This window comes from Kordiimonas lipolytica (assembly GCF_042651265.1).
Classification (GTDB): domain Bacteria; phylum Pseudomonadota; class Alphaproteobacteria; order Sphingomonadales; family Kordiimonadaceae; genus Kordiimonas; species Kordiimonas lipolytica.
In genome coordinates, this window is sequence record NZ_JBHSCR010000007.1 from 1 (window position 1) to 15,809 (window position 15,809).

Below are 15,809 nucleotides of genomic sequence, written 5' to 3' on the forward strand. Positions count from 1 at the left end.
GTTCCTTACGTCACTTCAAATGAAATCAAAATCCTCTCTTATGCAATTGCCTTCTTTGGCCCCATAAGCCCTGACGGGGAACACTGCCTTCTTATAGTGGCATTCGCAGACAACTCTTACCTTGAGGGCACCTGTGCCTGCGTCAAAAAACATGTCATTAAACACATGAGGTAATTTGTCCGGATCGTCGAAGGCAAAAACTACATCAATGGTTAGTTCTCGCTCCTCTACGTTTTGGCTATCTTCCCAAGGACCAAAGTGGACGTCTGTCCTGCGAAAAATACGCTCTGATGCCACCGGTGAAAAGAGGCGCTTAATCGCATCCAGCACAGCTGATTTACCCGCACCGTTATCACCTACAAAACCTGTCACACCGTTGTTAAAGGGGATATAAACCGGGGCGTTCCCAAAACAGCGGAAATTCTTTATTGCCAGCGATTCAATGTGCATGGCGATCAATCCTCTATTATTAGTGTTGCTTTCTCAGACACGATTTGAATATCGCGAAAATGCATTAAAGCGGGTTAGAATAGGCGCAGCATCTGCATCCTGATAAATGTCATTGCGAAGCCATTCGAGTTCTGCCTCAACGTCAGACTCCCGCACATCCACATACCATGCCCGTGGACGAGCATCGCTGCCGTCATTCCAACGGTATCCGCGTTTTCTAAGCTCATCTTTAAACTCAAAGGGTGCATTTTCGGCCCAAATTCGACAGGTCGATTGACGAGCAAACTCAAGCAAATAGCTCAAACCGGTCGAGCCTGTATCCCCAAGCTTGTCTGAGAGCAGCCTAAGCCCAGCAAAACAGTCCATTGTGGCCCGATGTCCGTCGTAGAAAAAGCCACTCTTTAGTCCCAAATACTCCAGTTTGGCACTCTCAAATCCATGACTACGCCAATCAATATCCGCGTACGAGCACCCCCAAGCCTTTAGTTCGAACATTGGTTCGACTTTTTCGAGAAACGGTCGATCAAAGCCCGAGTTATGAGCAATAATTATGACAGCGTCAGCGATAAGGTCCCGTACCTGTTGCCAGTCGATTACTTGGCCTCGGACATCGTCGAATCTTATTCCAGTTAATGAGGTGATTTCTTCGGAGATGGTTCCTACTGCGGGTTCTTGCAGCATATTCAACGGAGGATGTATTCCAATAATATTGGCGTTCTCATCAAACACAAAGGGAACAAGTGCCAGTTCAATTATCTCATCCTTTTCAAGGGATAAGCCGGTGGTCTCGATATCTAGATAAATGCCACGTTTGAGCAATTGGTCGGGTAGGGGTCCATCTAGCGGGACTGGCACCTGAAGTCTCTCAATGACAAGATGGTCTTCACTTGACTCAAGAAGTTCTATAGCCTCTTCAATATCCATTGATAACTCGGCCCCTAAATAAACGTACTTCGATTCGACGATCCTAATTCTACCGCCCAACTATCTGCAAGTAGAAGTACATTTGTTTCGAAGAAAAACTATCAACCGGAAACCCGTAATTATTTACGTCTTTGAACAGCTAATCTTTCAACAGCATCGTTTTAAATCCCTAGTTTTTGCAGCTGAATGTTAGAGCCTTACAGGCTGCTGGCCATTTTGTTTTCGGTTGGGGCTACAGATAAGGACAAAATATCCTGCAAACAAAACTAGGGAAACCAAATGGAAAAATTAAGAGTATTGTTTTCCTTGGTAGACCCAATAGTTCTCAAAATAAGAGATACACTCAAAGCGTATTAATAACAGTGGGTTAGTGATTGAGACTGAGACCTTAGTTGCAGAGTATTAGGATACGGGTCCATCGAATGCGGAAAAAAATCAGGAGATTTGCAATATTCTCGTCGTATTCGAATTCTCACAGATCACGCTTAGCCGAAATATTCAGCTTGACGCGCATAATTTATATTATGGGAAATATTTAGATTAGATAGATCAGATGGTTATGCCGAAACAAACCGTTTAGCACGTGTCAGCACGTCTCTATCGCGCTTGGCACGATGCGAGCGGCTATTCCGCCGGAACCGCGACGTCTTCGCCGGCAGCTTCGAGTTTTTCGAAGGCTTCGCTGACTTCCTGCTGTTTCGCCCACATCTGTGCATAAAGTCCGTCCTTGGCCAGCAAGTCGTCGTGTCGGCCGCGTTCAACGATCTGTCCGGCATCCATCACCAGTATTTCATCCGCATTAACCACGGTCGACAGCCTGTGCGCGATAATCAGTGACGTGCGGCCTTCGGCGATTTCCTCTAGCGCGGCCTGGATATCGCGCTCTGTGTGGCTATCCAGTGCTGATGTCGCTTCATCCAACAGCAAGATCGACGGGTTTTTAAGGATCGTGCGCGCTATGGCCACGCGCTGCTTTTCGCCGCCTGACAGCTTCAGCCCGCGTTCGCCGACCTCTGTTTCGTAGGCTTCAGGCAAATTGCTAACGAAATCATGGATTTGCGCGAGTTTTGCGGCCTCATAAACCTCGTCCTCGGTAGCGTCAGGCCTGCCGTAGCGGATATTATAACCGATGGTGTCGTTGAACAGCACCGTGTCCTGCGGTACTACGCCAATCTGGGCCCTGAGGCTCTTTTGCGTAACACCCCTGATATCCTGGCCGCCCACAAGTATCTGGCCGTCTGTGACATCGTAAAAACGGAACAAAAGCCGTGAAATCGTTGATTTTCCTGCGCCGCTGGCGCCCACAATCGCGGTTGTCGTGCCGCTTGGCACCGTGAACGAGAGCCCTTTGAGTATTTCCCGCGTATCGGTATAGCCGAAGCGCACATCTTTGAATTCAACGTCAGAGTTTTCTGCTTTTAAATCAAATGCATCAGGAGAATCTTTAATGTCAGAACTCATGCGAATGATATCGAACATCTTTTCCATATCCACCAGCGACTGCTTGATCTCGCGATAGACAAATCCAAGGAAATTGAGCGGCATATAGATCTGGATCAGGAGGGAGTTGACGAGCACAAATTCACCAATGGTGAACTGACCGTTCACAACGCCCTGCGCGGCCATATAAAGCACGATCACCAGCCCAAGGGAGATGATGATGCCCTGCCCGACGTTCAGTAGCGTCAGCGACAGCTGGCTGCGTACCGATGCGGCTTCGAACCCAGCCAGAGCCTGGTCATAGCGGCTGCTTTCATGTTCCTCGTTGGTGAAATATTTCACCGTCTCAAAGTTCAGCAAGCTGTCGACGGCTTTGGTGTTGGCTTTTGTATCCTGCGCGTTCATTTCGCGCCGAAACTTCAGCCGCCAGTCGGTGACATAGATAGTAAACAGGATGTAGCTGACGAGCGCAACGAATGTGATGGCAGCATACCAGAAGCCGAACTTGGTCCAGAAAACGGCTGAAATCAGAAGGATTTCAAGGAGTGTTGGCAGGATATTGAACAGCATGAACCTAAGGAGGAAATCAATCCCGCGTGTGCCGCGTTCGATTACGCGGCTAAGGCCGCCTGTGCGTCGTTCCAGGTGGAACTTGAGGCTGAGGGCATGCAGATGTCGGAAGGTGTTGAGGGCGACACGTCTCAGCGCATGCTGGCCAACGCGGACGAACACTGCGTCCCGAAGCTCGCCAAACATAAGCGCCAGCACCCGCGCAAGCCCATAGCCAAGGATAAGCCCCGTCGGTACGGCAACAGCTAGAGTCTCAGCTGTTACCTTGCCGCCGCCTGCGATGGCGTCAACTGCATCCTTGAACAGGAACGGCACGTAAACGCCGATGAGTTTTGCAAACACAAGGAAGGATAAGGCCAGAATCACGCGAAATCTGAGGTCCCAGCGGCCGTCAGCCCACAGGTACGGCAGGATGCTTTTCACTGTCGACCAATGATTTTCAGACTTCTGTTTCTCAGGCACGGGACGGTTGGTCATATAGGTGTGTTCCAATATCTTGCAGCTTGGGCAAAGGCGTGAGGCGTTAAGCGAGAGGAGAGCATATGGGCCATGGGCCTCATGTTTCAACCGCCGTATGGCAGGCTTGCAGAAATGTTACCCCGTTCTGCGGATATCAGGGCCTGAGAATCATCATGTCGCCGCGGAATTCGATGCTTGAAAACTCCTTCAGCACGGTCATGCCGAGAAGCGAACCGTCCATGTCTGCCCCGTTGATGGTAACAGGCACATCATAGAAGGTCTCCTCCCCAAGCCCCAGCGTGCTGATGGTGGCGCGGGCATAAGAAACAACGCCGTTTGCCGTGGTGGCGCGGCCGCTATAATCCAGGATGCCGGTGTTAATACCGATGCGGCGGGCATCATCCGGGCTTAGGACCACATTACTGGCACCGGTGTCCACCATGAAGCGGACATCCACGCCGTTGAGCCGGGCCTTCATCCAGAAATGCCCGTCGCGGGAGCGGTGTACCATAAGCCCCTCTTCCGTGCTGACGACCCCTGACGGGTCAATAGCGCTCATGAAGCGGTTTCCAAGATCGGACCGGTACAGGTAGAAGGTGGCGATGCCTGCGATGATCAGCGCCCATAGACCAGCCATTTTGGCGAGGCGCAGGATGCTTGAACGGCTCCAGAAGGCCGCAGCACCGCCAAAAATAAGAATGATGATAAGCCCTCGCACGAGGTAAGGGTCGACCATGCTGGTGGTCGGGAACGCGAGCGACAGACCAAACAGCAACAGCCCCATGCCTGCCAGAAATACGATAAGGCGCAAAACAGGCGACGGATGTCCTTTCGGCCGCCCCGGGACTTGCTTTCTGTCGTTATTGTGGTCTGGCACCTGCCAGGGATTATGGGTCATGCTGTCTGGCTCCGCTACGCTTCAAGGATACGGAAAGCCGTCACGCTCGCCAAGTGTTCTTTAAGAGTGTTCGATCACCATTCCGTCAAAGGCGGGAGCAACGCCCTCCGGCAGCTCCGCCGTCAGGGTCTCATAGTCCATGTCCCATGTCATGTGGGTGAGGATAGCGAGCTCCGGCTTCACCCGGTCGATCCATTCCAATGTTTGCGCCAGGTGGCTGTGCGTGGGGTGCGGATCGTACCTGAGTGCGTCCACCACCCATATTTTCACGCCCTCAAGCGCCTCAAAGGCGGATTCGGGCATCCGGTCCAGGTCTGTGGAATAGGCCATGTCGCCAAACCGGTAGCCAAGGCTTATACCGCTGCCGTGCCCCTGTTCGAACGGCGTCATCGTGATCCCGCCCACCCGAGTGGGGCCTGAGATGATTTTTGCCGTGCAGATCGCCGGATAGCCGTTCTGGCTTTTGAAGATATAGTCAAACCTTTGCTTGAGCGTGTCGATGGTTTGCTGGTCGCCGTAAACCGGCACTTTCTCGCGCGTCGCCTGAAAAAAGCCGCGCAGGTCGTCTATACCGTGGGTATGATCGGCATGGTCGTGGGTATAGAACACCCCGCTGACATGCTTCATGCCTGCTGACAGCGCCTGTTCCCGAAGGTCCGGCGTTGTGTCGATCAGGATGCTTGTATCGCCCTCTTCCACCAGCACGCTGGCACGGCGACGGCGGTTCTTCGGGTTCTTCGGGTCGCACGCGCCCCAATATTCCGGCATCTTCGGGACGCCGCCCGACGTGCCGCAGCCAAGAATGGTCAGCTTCATGCCGCGTCTTTGGCCGCTTCTGGCGGCGTGGCTTTGTCGAACAGGGCAAAGAAATTCGCGGTTGTCGCTTCCTGGAGCTCTTCAAAGGAAATGCCCTTGAGGTCGGCAACAAATCGCGCCGTGTCCATCACATAGGCCGGCTCGCACGGCTTGCCGCGGTGCGGCACGGGCGCCAGGAACGGCGCGTCCGTTTCAACCAGCAAGCGGTCCAGCGGGATGGTTTTGACGGTAGCCTGCAGGTCCTTGGCGCTATTGAAGGTGGCGATGCCGGAAATGGAAATATAGAGGCCCATCTCAAGAACCGCATCCGCGAGCATCTGGCTGGCGGTAAAGCAATGGATAACGCCCTTGAACGGCCCTTTAGCCATTTCTTCCCGAAGGATTGCTACACAGTCTTCGTCAGCGTCCCGCGTGTGGATAATCACTGGCAGCCCGGTTTCGCGGGCGGCAGCGATATGGGCGCGGAAATTTACCTGCTGCATGTCGCGCGGGGCATTATCGTAGTAGTAATCAAGTCCGGTTTCGCCAATACCCACGATTTTCGGATGTTGAGCCCGTTCAACAAGTGCCGCAACCGCGACATCTGGTTCATTTTCGGCCTCGTGTGGATGGATGCCAACCGTGCCGTATACATCGTGATAGGTCTCGGCGATGGCGCGAATTTCATTGAATTCACGTAGTTTCGTGTTGATTGCCAGCATGCAGCCAACGCCCGCGGCGCGAGCGCGCGCAACTGCACCGGCCTCGTCCTCACGAAGCTGTTTGTAGTTCAGGTGGCAGTGGCTATCGACGATATACCCGAATTCAGCCATCAGGCAGCGTCCTCCTCTGGTAGCTCAAAGCGTGGGAATACGCCCTCTGGCTTGGGAATAGCGGTACCCGGCGCGATCCGGTGCTCACTACCAATCTGGTCGAAACCACGTTCAGACACATTCATCTGGCTAAGGAGCTTATCCATGCTTTCAGGCATGATGCATTGGGCCATAATGGCGATCTGGCGAATGGCATCTGCGAGTACATAGAGAACCGTGTTCATGCGCTCAGGGTCGGTTTTCTTGAGCTTCCAGGGCTCTTGCACGGAGATATAGCTGTCAGCTGCGCTAGCCTGCGCAAAGATGGCTTCAAGCGCATAATTGAATGCTTGCTTGTCCATATGGCCGCGAACCACATCAAGTGTTGCTGCAATATCATCCAGCAACTTGCTGTCATCATTCGTAAAGTTTCCAGGTTCAGGGATAACCGCATCGCAATTTTTATGGATCATGGACAGCGTGCGCTGGCTCAGGTTGCCAATACCGTTCGCAAGTTCTGAGTTGCAGCGCAAAACGAAGGACTTGCGCGAGAAATCGCCGTCGTTGCCGAATGGCACTTCGCGCATCAGGAAGAAGCGCACAGGGTCGAGTCCGTAGGTGTCGATCAGCTCGAACGGATCGATCACGTTACCAAGCGACTTGGAAATCTTCTGACCTTCGTTGGTCCACCAGCCGTGGGCGAACACGCGTTTTGGCAGCGGCAGGTCTGCCGCCATCAGGAAGGCCGGCCAGTAAACGGCATGAAACCGCAGGATATCCTTGCCCACCATATGAACATTGGCGGGCCAGTATGTCTTGTAAGCCTCAGCGCCCTCGTCCGGGTAGCCAACGGCTGTCAGATAGTTGGCCAGCGCGTCGATCCAGACATACATTACATGCCCATCGTGGCCTGGCACAGGCACGCCCCATTTGAAGCTGGAGCGCGAGATCGACAGGTCTTCAAGCCCGCCTTTGACGAAGCTGCGCACCTCATTGAGGCGCGACTTGGGCATGACGAAGTCTTCTTGGGTGTCGTAAAGCTCCAGGAGCTTGTCCTCAAAAGCAGATAGCTTGAAGAAATAGCTGGGCTCCTCGACCCACTCAACCGGCGCACCGGTCGGGGCCAGTTTCTCACCGCCCTCCCCGATGGTCAGCTCTTTTTCAGCGTAAAACGCCTCATCGCGAACCGAGTACCAGCCAGAATAGCTGTCTTCATAGATGAAGCCCTTTTCCTCAAGTACGGTCCAGAGATGCTGAACCGCCTTTTTGTGGCGGTCTTCGGTGGTACGGATAAATTGGTCATTCGAGAAATTCATCGCCTTGGCCAGTTCCTTGAACCGGTCAGAGACATTGTCGCAGAAAGTCTGCGGGTCAATGCCTGCCTTTTCTGCAGACCGTTCAATCTTCTGGCCGTGTTCATCTGTGCCCGTGAGGAACATGACATCATAGCCGTCCAAGCGCTTGAACCGCGCCAGCAGGTCGCAAGCGAGGGTCGTATAGGCATGGCCAATATGTGGAACATCGTTCACATAATAGATTGGCGTCGTAACGTAATAGGACGGCCTGTCGGTCATATCATTCTCGTATCTGAATAAAGCAAAAACGGTTTAGCCGCGCGCCAAAGCACCGATCGACGTGAACAGGTTCACAATCACCTGTTTGCGGTCAAGGTTGACAGCGTCAGCCCGGCTTACCAAACGGCCCATCTTTTCCCACAGGTCAAGCCAGTTATCAAGCCCGGCCGTTGCAGAAATTCTGGCCATTTCGGCGCCTTCGCCCTGCATAATGTCATTTGTGCTGACGCCGCTTGCGCTTTGGCGCACCAGACGTTCAACCCAGCCCAGAAGCATCTCGATGAACAAATGGTATTCCGCATCTGCTTTGGGCGCTGCAAGCCGTGTCGCAAGGGCATGGACATCCGGCGTATTGAGACGCGGCAGGCGGACCAGTTGTGAAGCCATATCCCGGTATAGACCAACGCCACCTAGTTCTGCCAACTCAATCGCTTTGCCTGGTGCCCCGCCCGAAAGGCGGGCCAACGCGTTCAGATCGTCGCTGGCAAGCGTAGGATAGCGAGCCACAAGAACGGCTTTCACGCTTTCTTCGCCCAGTGCCTTCAGCTTGAGGGTTCGGCAACGGCTGCGGATTGTCGGCAGCAGTTTGCCCGGCGAGTGGGCAACCAGGAACAGGATGGATTTTGCTGGCGGTTCCTCCAGCAGCTTCAGAAGCGCGTTCGCCGCGTTGGCGTTCATTTCATCTGCGGCGTCCACGATGGCTACTCGCCATCCGCCTTCGCTTGCTGTTTGTGAATAAAAGCTTGTCAGCTTGCGAACGTCATCAATCACAATATCTGCGCGAAGCTTTCCCGTTTTCTCATTTTCTGTGCGCTCAGCAACAGCAACGCCGCCATGACCGCCTGAAAGAATGCGCTGAATAACGGGATTGTCAGCTTCCACATCAAGGGATGTGGCCTCTTGCGGCAGGTCATCGCCGAAAAGCCCGGGACCAGCGTCCGCACCATCCTGCGACAGCAGGAACTTGGCGAACTTCCAAGCAAGCGTGGCCTTGCCGATGCCCTTAGGGCCAGTGATCAGCCATGCGTGATGCAAGCGGTCGGCGTTAAAGGCGCTCAGGAACTCCCGTTCGGCTGCCTCATGCCCGAAAACGGCCGTTGTCTCCCGTGGGTGACGTGATATAGCGGCCTCTTCGGTCATTGCATGCCCACAAACCGGTGGTTCACTTGCGCCCGCAGGTCATTCTGCAGTGTTGTGATATCGCGGTTGGCATCAATCACTACGCATCGATCAGGCTCAGCTTCTGCGATTTTCAGGTATGCGTCCCGGATATTCTCGTGGAATGCAAAATTCATCCGTTCGAACCGGTCCTCCCGGTCTTCCCGCAGGGCCTCGCGCCCGCAAGCGCGCGCCAAACCAACGTCCACAGGCAAATCAAGAATGAACGTGAGGTCCGGCGTCAGGCCATGAAGCGCCATATCCTGCAGATCACGCATCTTTTCGATGCCAAGCCCCCGCGCACCGCCCTGGTAGGCAATGGTGCTGTCGAAGAAGCGGTCGCACAAAACCCAAGCGCCGCGTTTTAGCGCTGGTTTGATTGTCCGTTCAACATGTTCTGCGCGGGCGGCAGTCATAAGGAGTGCCTCGCTCATCGGCGTCCAGCGGTCGGTTTCACCCTTTACCAAAAGCTCTCGGATTTCCTCTGCGCCCGTTGACCCGCCTGGTTCGCGGGTCATGACAACTTCAACGCCGCGGCCAGTCAGCCACTTGGCCAGCAGGCGAATTTGCGTCGACTTGCCAGCGCCTTCGCCGCCCTCGAAACTGATAAACTTCGGCGAAAATTCGTTCATTAGTTTCCTGGCTCCGCACCCGCTGATCCGAAGATCAGATATTCAAATGCCGCGCCGATTTTGCCGAAACCACCGACTTCTTCGACGGCTTGACCTGCCAAAAGCGGCAAGCGCAGGACCGGACGATCCGGCATTTCGATCACAAGTTCGCCGAGCTGGTCGCCTGTGGCAATCGGTGCTGGTGCGGGGTTTGTATATTCAACGCTGACCTTCATCTGGGCGCGCTGCAGGCGTGACATTGTCAGGGCGACATCTTCACCCACAACCATTGGCACAGTTTTGTCTTCACCCAGCCATACCTCTGCATAATCAACGGTCTCACCTGCCTTGAAAAGCGGGTAATGGCTGAAGTTGCGGAAGCCATACTGCATCAGGCGTGAGCTTTCCCGCATCCGTTCGTTCATCGAATTCAGCCCTGCAACAACCAGAACCAGACGGCGGCCATCGCGTTCGGCGGAGGCAGCAAGGCCGTATCCAGCTTCTTCCGTGTGACCGGTTTTGAGACCATCCGCGCCAGCAAACCGCCCGAGAAGCGGGTTGCGGTTATATTTGTTGCGATCGAAATTCTTATAAAGATATTCCCGCTCAGCAAACATCGGGTAAAGATCCGGGAAGTCATTGACCAGATGCATTGAAAGCGTCGCCAGGTCACGAGCCGTCATGACATGGCCATCGGCAGGCCAGCCGTTGGCATTCACGAAATGGCTGCCTGTCAGCCCAAGTTCGGTCGCTTTGGCGTTAAGCCACTCAGCGAAGACGCTCTGGGACCCAGCCATATGCTCTGCCAACACGACGCAGGCATCGTTGCCCGAAAGAACAATAATACCGCGAAGAAGGTCTGCCACCGTTACAACATCGCGTGCGCGCAAGAACATGGTGGAACCACGGTTGTTCCAGTTGCGCCAGGCTTCGTCTGAAACGACAACCTCATCATCAAGCCGCATTGTCCCCTGTTTGATGGCATCAAATGCCAGATAAACCGTCATGAGCTTGCTCATGGACGCTGGTGGGAAAGGCTCATCAGCATCTTTTTCAAAAAGGATACTGCCGGTCGATGCATCAAGAAGGATGGCATGTTTCGCCGGGGTCGCCATTTGCTGGGCAGTGGCTGGTGCCGTCAGCGCGAATAGTGCCGAAATGGTCCATCCGATTATTGCCAGTTTTGTTTTTAACATTGCCTTCCCTTGTTTCTCATCGCGTCGATTCAGTAAAAATTCGGGCCTCATAAAACCCATCCGCTACAATTCGGTCAAGCTTCTCTTCAGCCAGAAGCATTTCAATGAAGGGGCCAACGCGGACCCGCCAAAGCATCCGGCCGTTGGATGCAGACTGTTCGATCTTTGCCTCGTGCCCCCGTCCGCGAAGCCGGCGTGCCTGGATTTCAGCGTTTTCGCGCTGGCTGTATGCGCCAACCTGAATGAAATGCGCGTCGCTTGTTACTGCGGTGCTTGCTGTCTGCGTCCTTGGCAGTTTCGGCGGACGGCCATGCTCGTCAACGGCTTGTACGCGCACCTTTGTAACGCCCTGCTTGTCGAAACCCAGAAGCTGGGCCCCTCGGCGTGAGATATCAATGATCCTGCCCTTGACGAATGGCCCGCGGTCATTCACCCGCAGGATGATGGTACGCCCGTTCTCCAGGTTGGTGACCTTGACATAGGTTGGCAGCGGCAATGTCTTATGTGCCGCCGTCAGGGCGTTCATATTATAGATTTCACCGTTGGCGGTTTTCTTGCCGTGGAAATCACGTCCATACCAGGATGCATACCCTACTTCATCGTAGTTTGGCTGCTCTGCCGGCGTATACCACACTCCAGCTATCTTGTAAGGCTTGCCTACCTTCCGCTCCACACCTTGGCTGCCACGCGGTAATTCATCATTCTGAGGCATGCCGCGACCAATAGGGCGCATCGATGACGAACAACCCGCCAGTAAGGCGCTCATGGTGAGAAGAAGAAGGAGATTACGCATGATGGATCAATCCTTCGCGATCACGTCAGAAAGAAGGCCAACCGCCAGCGCATATTTGAAGGATGGGTTATAGCGCATGACGGAGCAGAAATTCCGGTAAACCAGATATCCTTCATCGTCTCCTTCATCCCCTACGATAAGCGCTGCCGGAATTGAGCGTGGCGGCAGGTCCTTGCCATTCAGGCGACGGACCCCCAGGGCTTGCCAGTCCTGCAGGTCACGCCAGACACCCATGCTTTTATAAGCCGCACACCAGCTGTCTGGCTTCAGGCCGTCCGTCTGTGCGCCTTGAAGCGATACCTCGCCGCCTTTGGGCAGCTTTACCTTGCGGCCCCAGGTCTGGTCGTCTTGCCAGCCGTAGGAATTCAGGTAATGGGCAATGGAGGCAAAGACATCAGGCTTGCTGGTCCAGATATTTGGTGAACCGTCACCGTCATGGTCGACAGCAAACTTGAGATAGCTTTCCGGCATGAACTGAGGTTGGCCCATGGCGCCAGCCCAGGAACCCTTCATCAGGTCAAACTCTGCGTAGCCTTTGTCTAGGATTTCAAGTGCTGCAAACAATTCGCGGCGGAAGCGCGTGGCCCGGCGCTTGTCGTATGCGAGCGTCGCAACAGCATCAAAAACGGAGTAACTTAGTGGCACTGTGCCATAGTTGGTCTCAATGCCCCAGATTGCTGCAATGAAGCGAGGCTGAACACCAAAGCGCTGTCCTGCGGAGCGCAGCGCTTCGCCGTGCTCTTTCATCATCAGGGCGCCCTTTTCCTTGCGCCACTCGCTAACACGGCTTTTCAGGTAAAGCGCATATGTCTGTTTGACTTCGGGTTGGTTGCGATCCCGCTTGATGACGCGCTCTACGGGCACGATTGTTGGCAAAACCTGATCAAGCGTATCAGCCTTGATCCCTCGCTCCAGCGCCTCTGTCCGGACTCCTTCAAGCCAGCTTTTAAAAGCGGCATCCTGTGCGGGCTGTGGAACGGCTGCAGCGGCAGACGCGGCATCGTCAGATGCAAAACTGGCATGTGAGACGGTTAGTGACAGGAAAATTCCCAGGACAGACTTCAAAACACGCCGCTTATGCATCGTTTATACCGCTCCCTTTTCAACTATAATGCGTGGGTAGACTTTAGGCTGTCCTACCCCTGAAAGACAAGTCGAGAAAGGCGGCTTTTTCGAGGCAATTTCAAATATTTCACTGGAAAAGGGCTTGTGGCGGGCAAAACGAAAAAAGGCTAGCGATGTTTCACGCTAGCCTTTCCGAATTGGTGAGCCCGACAGGGTTCGAACCTGTGGCCTACTGATTAAAAGTCAGTTGCTCTACCAGCTGAGCTACGGGCCCTCACACAAATGTTCGTCGGAGCGTTTCCCCCGGGAACGCGGCGGAACATAGGGGCATCATTCCTGACCGTCAAGCAAAAGTGTCACCTAAAATGAAATTTTTCTGACACCCCTTCTCCGCACCCCGGAATTGCGCCGATCTCAAAGGCAGGATAAGCTGATTTTCATGAATAAATTTATAATGGCCGCAGCTTCACTCTTATATTTTTTTTCAGTTGCGCTTCATGGCGTCGCAGCATCCCCCGGGACTGATCTTGGTCAGCTACAACCGTGTGATGAGACGTTTTTGCTCAAAGCCCGGTCTGGCGAGCTGTGCAGGCCTGCGGGTAGTTTCTTCGATGTTTACGTTTTCATGTCAGAGGAGGCTGAAAAAACTGCGCGACCGCCTGTGCTCTACCTATTGGGCGGTCCAGGCAGTTTAGCAGTGCCCCAGACGAAGAGATTTGCAGCCTTGGCTGAGAAAACACAGCGTGTGATTCTGGTCCCAGCCGTGGCGGACGGCTTGCTGCACCTGGATTGCAAAAGCGACGGCGCGTCTGACGCTGTTTGGGGGATCGCTGCAAAAGCTGAAGAAGCCATTGTCTATGGCAGAAAGCAGCAGGCGGCCAAGCTGGATGCTTGTCTTTCAAGGGTGCGTGAGGCCTTGGATAATGGCTCCTTTGACCCGCCCGGCACCCTCATCACTGCTGGCCAGTTATATGGTTTGCGCGAAAAACTGGGCATACAGGGCTGGCACCTGTTTGCCGAATCATATGGCGCCAGAGTGTCGCTTGCGCTGGCAACACTAGACCGGACAGGGACCTTGTCCCAAACACTTGATTCACCCGAAACCCCATGGGTGGATGGCTTCTGGCATGCGGGACGTAATTTCTTCAATGCCTTGAAAGAACTAAGCAGTTACTGCCGCAGCCATTTCTACTGCCCAGCCAAGCGAGGCCGGCTTGAGCGGGATTTGCTTCGCGGAATTGCCCAGCAGAATGCAGCGACTGCCGCGCCAGTTGCACTGAAGAACATCATAACAGGCCAAATTGCTGCCTATGCGAAGCCAACGCGGGAGCAACTTTTAATAAGTAGCTTCCATGCGCTCAGAACCCCTGCCCGTGCTGCCATACTACCCTACATCGGATCATCACCAGAAAATATGCGGGAACGCTTTGGTTTGCTGCTGGACCAGTTGCTCTTTCCGGGTGATGGATTGAATACGGGTATGCACCATCTGATACGGTGCAGCGAACTACCGATGGCAATCTGGTATCGCGCGCTTGAAGACGACAGGCTTGAGTACCCCGAGATGGCACCTTTTCTGAGTTACCTTGCATGGCGCCAGCAATACGCATGTAACGCCATTGCGGTAACGCCGCCAGAGGCGTTCCAGATGCCGGACCTCCCAAGAGTTCCGTCGCTGGTCCTGAGCGGCGAGCTTGACCCGGTCACGCCGCCGTCAGTGGTGGAAACGGCATTCCGTGGCTCGAGCTCGTATTTCATAAGGCGCTACCGCGCGTTGGGGCATGTCACGCACGCGCAAAAGGAGTGTGTGATGGAAGATGTCTTATTCTTCTGGGAATCGCCATCAAGCCCGCCCAAACGCTCTGCATGCAGCAGCGATGATCTCGCGCTCAGGTTCTATTCTCCGGTGGTTGTCCGCTGATCAGAGCGGGTCAATATCGCCCAGTGCATAGGTGGCCCGAAAATTGTTGGCATGGTCGGTCAGGCGACCGTCTGTGATAGCTTGCCTCAGGCCTGCCATGAGATCCTGATAGAATTGGAGGTTATGCCATGTCAGCAGCATGGCTCCCAGAATTTCACCTGCACGGATCAGGTGGTGTACGTAAGCACGACTATACTGGGTGCAAGCCGGGCAAGCACATCCTTCCTGAATGGGGCGCATATCGTCCTTGTGGCGGGCGTTTTTCATATTGATGGCGCCGCGCCAGGTGAAGCCCTGCCCCGTGCGCCCGGAGCGGGTGGGCATGACACAGTCGAACATATCAATACCACGCTCAACGGCGCCGACGATATCGTCAGGCTTGCCAACGCCCATCAGGTAGCGCGGTGTTTCTTTCGGCATGCGAGGCATAGTGAAATCCAGGACCTTGAACATCATGTCCTGGCCTTCGCCGACAGCAAGACCGCCTACGGCATAGCCGTCGAAGCCTATCTCCTGAAGTGCATCGATCGAACGGAAGCGAAGGTCTTCATAGACGCTGCCTTGCACAATACCAAACAACGCCGAGCGCGCCGCATGGTCCGAACCGCTGTCGAAGCCGTCACGGGACCGCCGCGCCCAGCGCATGGACAGCTCCATGGACTGCCTGGCCTGGTCTTCTGTGGCCGGATACGGCGTGCATTCATCGAAGCACATCACAATGTCAGATCCTAGCAGGCGCTGGATTTCCATGGATCGCTCCGGCGTCAGCAAGATCTTGCTACCATCCAAATGCGACTGGAAGGTCACGCCTTCTTCACTCATTTTCCGGAGCTGAGTCAGTGACATAACCTGAAAGCCGCCGCTATCCGTCAGGATCGGACGGTCCCAGTTCATGAATTTATGGAGCCCACCCAGTTTGTGCACGCGCTCAGCTGTTGGGCGCAGCATCAAATGGTAGGTGTTGCCCAGCAGGATATCGGCGCCGGTGGACCTCACACTTTCTGGCATCATCGCCTTTACGGTACCGGCCGTACCGACCGGCATAAAGGCAGGCGTGCGAATTTCGCCTCGCATCATCTGTATGGTGCCGGCCCGTGCTGCGCCATCGGTTGCGTGGATGTCATATTTGAAGCGTTCAGCCAT

At 54.5% G+C, this 15,809-nt stretch carries 14 protein-coding genes and 1 tRNA gene; 1 reads left to right on the forward strand and 14 read right to left on the reverse strand.

Annotated features, from left to right (window positions below; translation table 11 throughout):
- Positions 1–15: 15 nt before the first annotated feature.
- From ACFO5Q_RS10010 to ACFO5Q_RS10070, 13 genes are all read right to left on the reverse strand, one after another.
- Entirely contained in the window at positions 16–450 is a 435-nt protein-coding gene (locus tag ACFO5Q_RS10010; protein WP_068146094.1) for an ATP-dependent nuclease, read from the reverse strand.
- 33 nt (positions 451–483) lie between these two features.
- Complete coding sequence (locus ACFO5Q_RS10015) at positions 484–1,374, reverse strand: 3'-5' exonuclease (RefSeq protein ID WP_068146091.1); 891 nt, start codon at positions 1,372–1,374, stop codon at positions 484–486.
- A gap of 624 nt (positions 1,375–1,998) precedes the next feature.
- Positions 1,999–3,861: an ABCB family ABC transporter ATP-binding protein/permease gene (locus tag ACFO5Q_RS10020; protein ID WP_068146087.1), complete on the reverse strand. Its 1,863-nt coding sequence runs from the start codon at positions 3,859–3,861 to the stop codon at positions 1,999–2,001.
- A gap of 136 nt (positions 3,862–3,997) precedes the next feature.
- Positions 3,998–4,741, reverse strand: a complete 744-nt coding sequence (locus ACFO5Q_RS10025) for a retropepsin-like aspartic protease family protein (protein WP_082719789.1) — start codon at positions 4,739–4,741, stop codon at positions 3,998–4,000.
- 60 nt (positions 4,742–4,801) lie between these two features.
- Positions 4,802–5,557: an MBL fold metallo-hydrolase gene (locus ACFO5Q_RS10030; RefSeq protein WP_068146080.1), complete on the reverse strand. Its 756-nt coding sequence runs from the start codon at positions 5,555–5,557 to the stop codon at positions 4,802–4,804.
- Positions 5,554–6,369: a TatD family hydrolase gene (locus ACFO5Q_RS10035; protein WP_068146077.1), complete on the reverse strand. Its 816-nt coding sequence runs from the start codon at positions 6,367–6,369 to the stop codon at positions 5,554–5,556. Before ACFO5Q_RS10035 ends, ACFO5Q_RS10030 begins: the two co-directional genes overlap by 4 nt.
- On the reverse strand, positions 6,369–7,922 hold the full coding sequence (metG, locus tag ACFO5Q_RS10040; protein ID WP_068146074.1) for a methionine--tRNA ligase: 1,554 nt from the start codon (positions 7,920–7,922) through the stop codon (positions 6,369–6,371). The genes ACFO5Q_RS10035 and metG overlap by 1 nt, the downstream gene beginning before the upstream one ends.
- A gap of 33 nt (positions 7,923–7,955) precedes the next feature.
- Positions 7,956–9,062 carry a DNA polymerase III subunit delta' gene (locus tag ACFO5Q_RS10045; protein ID WP_068146071.1) on the reverse strand — a complete coding sequence of 369 codons (1,107 nt, stop codon included), beginning with the start codon at positions 9,060–9,062 and terminating at the stop codon, positions 7,956–7,958.
- Complete coding sequence (gene tmk, locus ACFO5Q_RS10050) at positions 9,059–9,712, reverse strand: dTMP kinase (protein ID WP_068146068.1); 654 nt, start codon at positions 9,710–9,712, stop codon at positions 9,059–9,061. The genes ACFO5Q_RS10045 and tmk overlap by 4 nt, the downstream gene beginning before the upstream one ends.
- Entirely contained in the window at positions 9,712–10,887 is a 1,176-nt protein-coding gene (locus tag ACFO5Q_RS10055; protein WP_068146064.1) for a D-alanyl-D-alanine carboxypeptidase family protein, read from the reverse strand. The genes tmk and ACFO5Q_RS10055 overlap by 1 nt, the downstream gene beginning before the upstream one ends.
- Positions 10,888–10,903: 16 nt before the next feature.
- On the reverse strand, positions 10,904–11,680 hold the full coding sequence (locus ACFO5Q_RS10060; RefSeq protein ID WP_156431912.1) for a septal ring lytic transglycosylase RlpA family protein: 777 nt from the start codon (positions 11,678–11,680) through the stop codon (positions 10,904–10,906).
- 6 nt (positions 11,681–11,686) lie between these two features.
- Positions 11,687–12,763 (reverse strand): lytic murein transglycosylase, encoded by a 1,077-nt coding sequence (locus ACFO5Q_RS10065; RefSeq protein ID WP_082719788.1) that lies wholly within the window; start codon positions 12,761–12,763, stop codon positions 11,687–11,689.
- Positions 12,764–12,943: 180 nt separating this feature from the next.
- Positions 12,944–13,019, reverse strand: a tRNA-Lys gene (locus ACFO5Q_RS10070).
- Positions 13,020–13,469: 450 nt separating this feature from the next.
- Here ACFO5Q_RS10070 and ACFO5Q_RS10075 point away from each other — a divergent pair.
- Positions 13,470–14,666, forward strand: a complete 1,197-nt coding sequence (locus ACFO5Q_RS10075; RefSeq protein WP_068146056.1) for an alpha/beta hydrolase — start codon at positions 13,470–13,472, stop codon at positions 14,664–14,666.
- On the opposite strand, the gene tgt is transcribed toward ACFO5Q_RS10075, so the two are convergent.
- Positions 14,667–15,809, reverse strand: a complete 1,143-nt coding sequence (gene tgt / locus ACFO5Q_RS10080) for a tRNA guanosine(34) transglycosylase Tgt (RefSeq protein ID WP_068146053.1) — start codon at positions 15,807–15,809, stop codon at positions 14,667–14,669.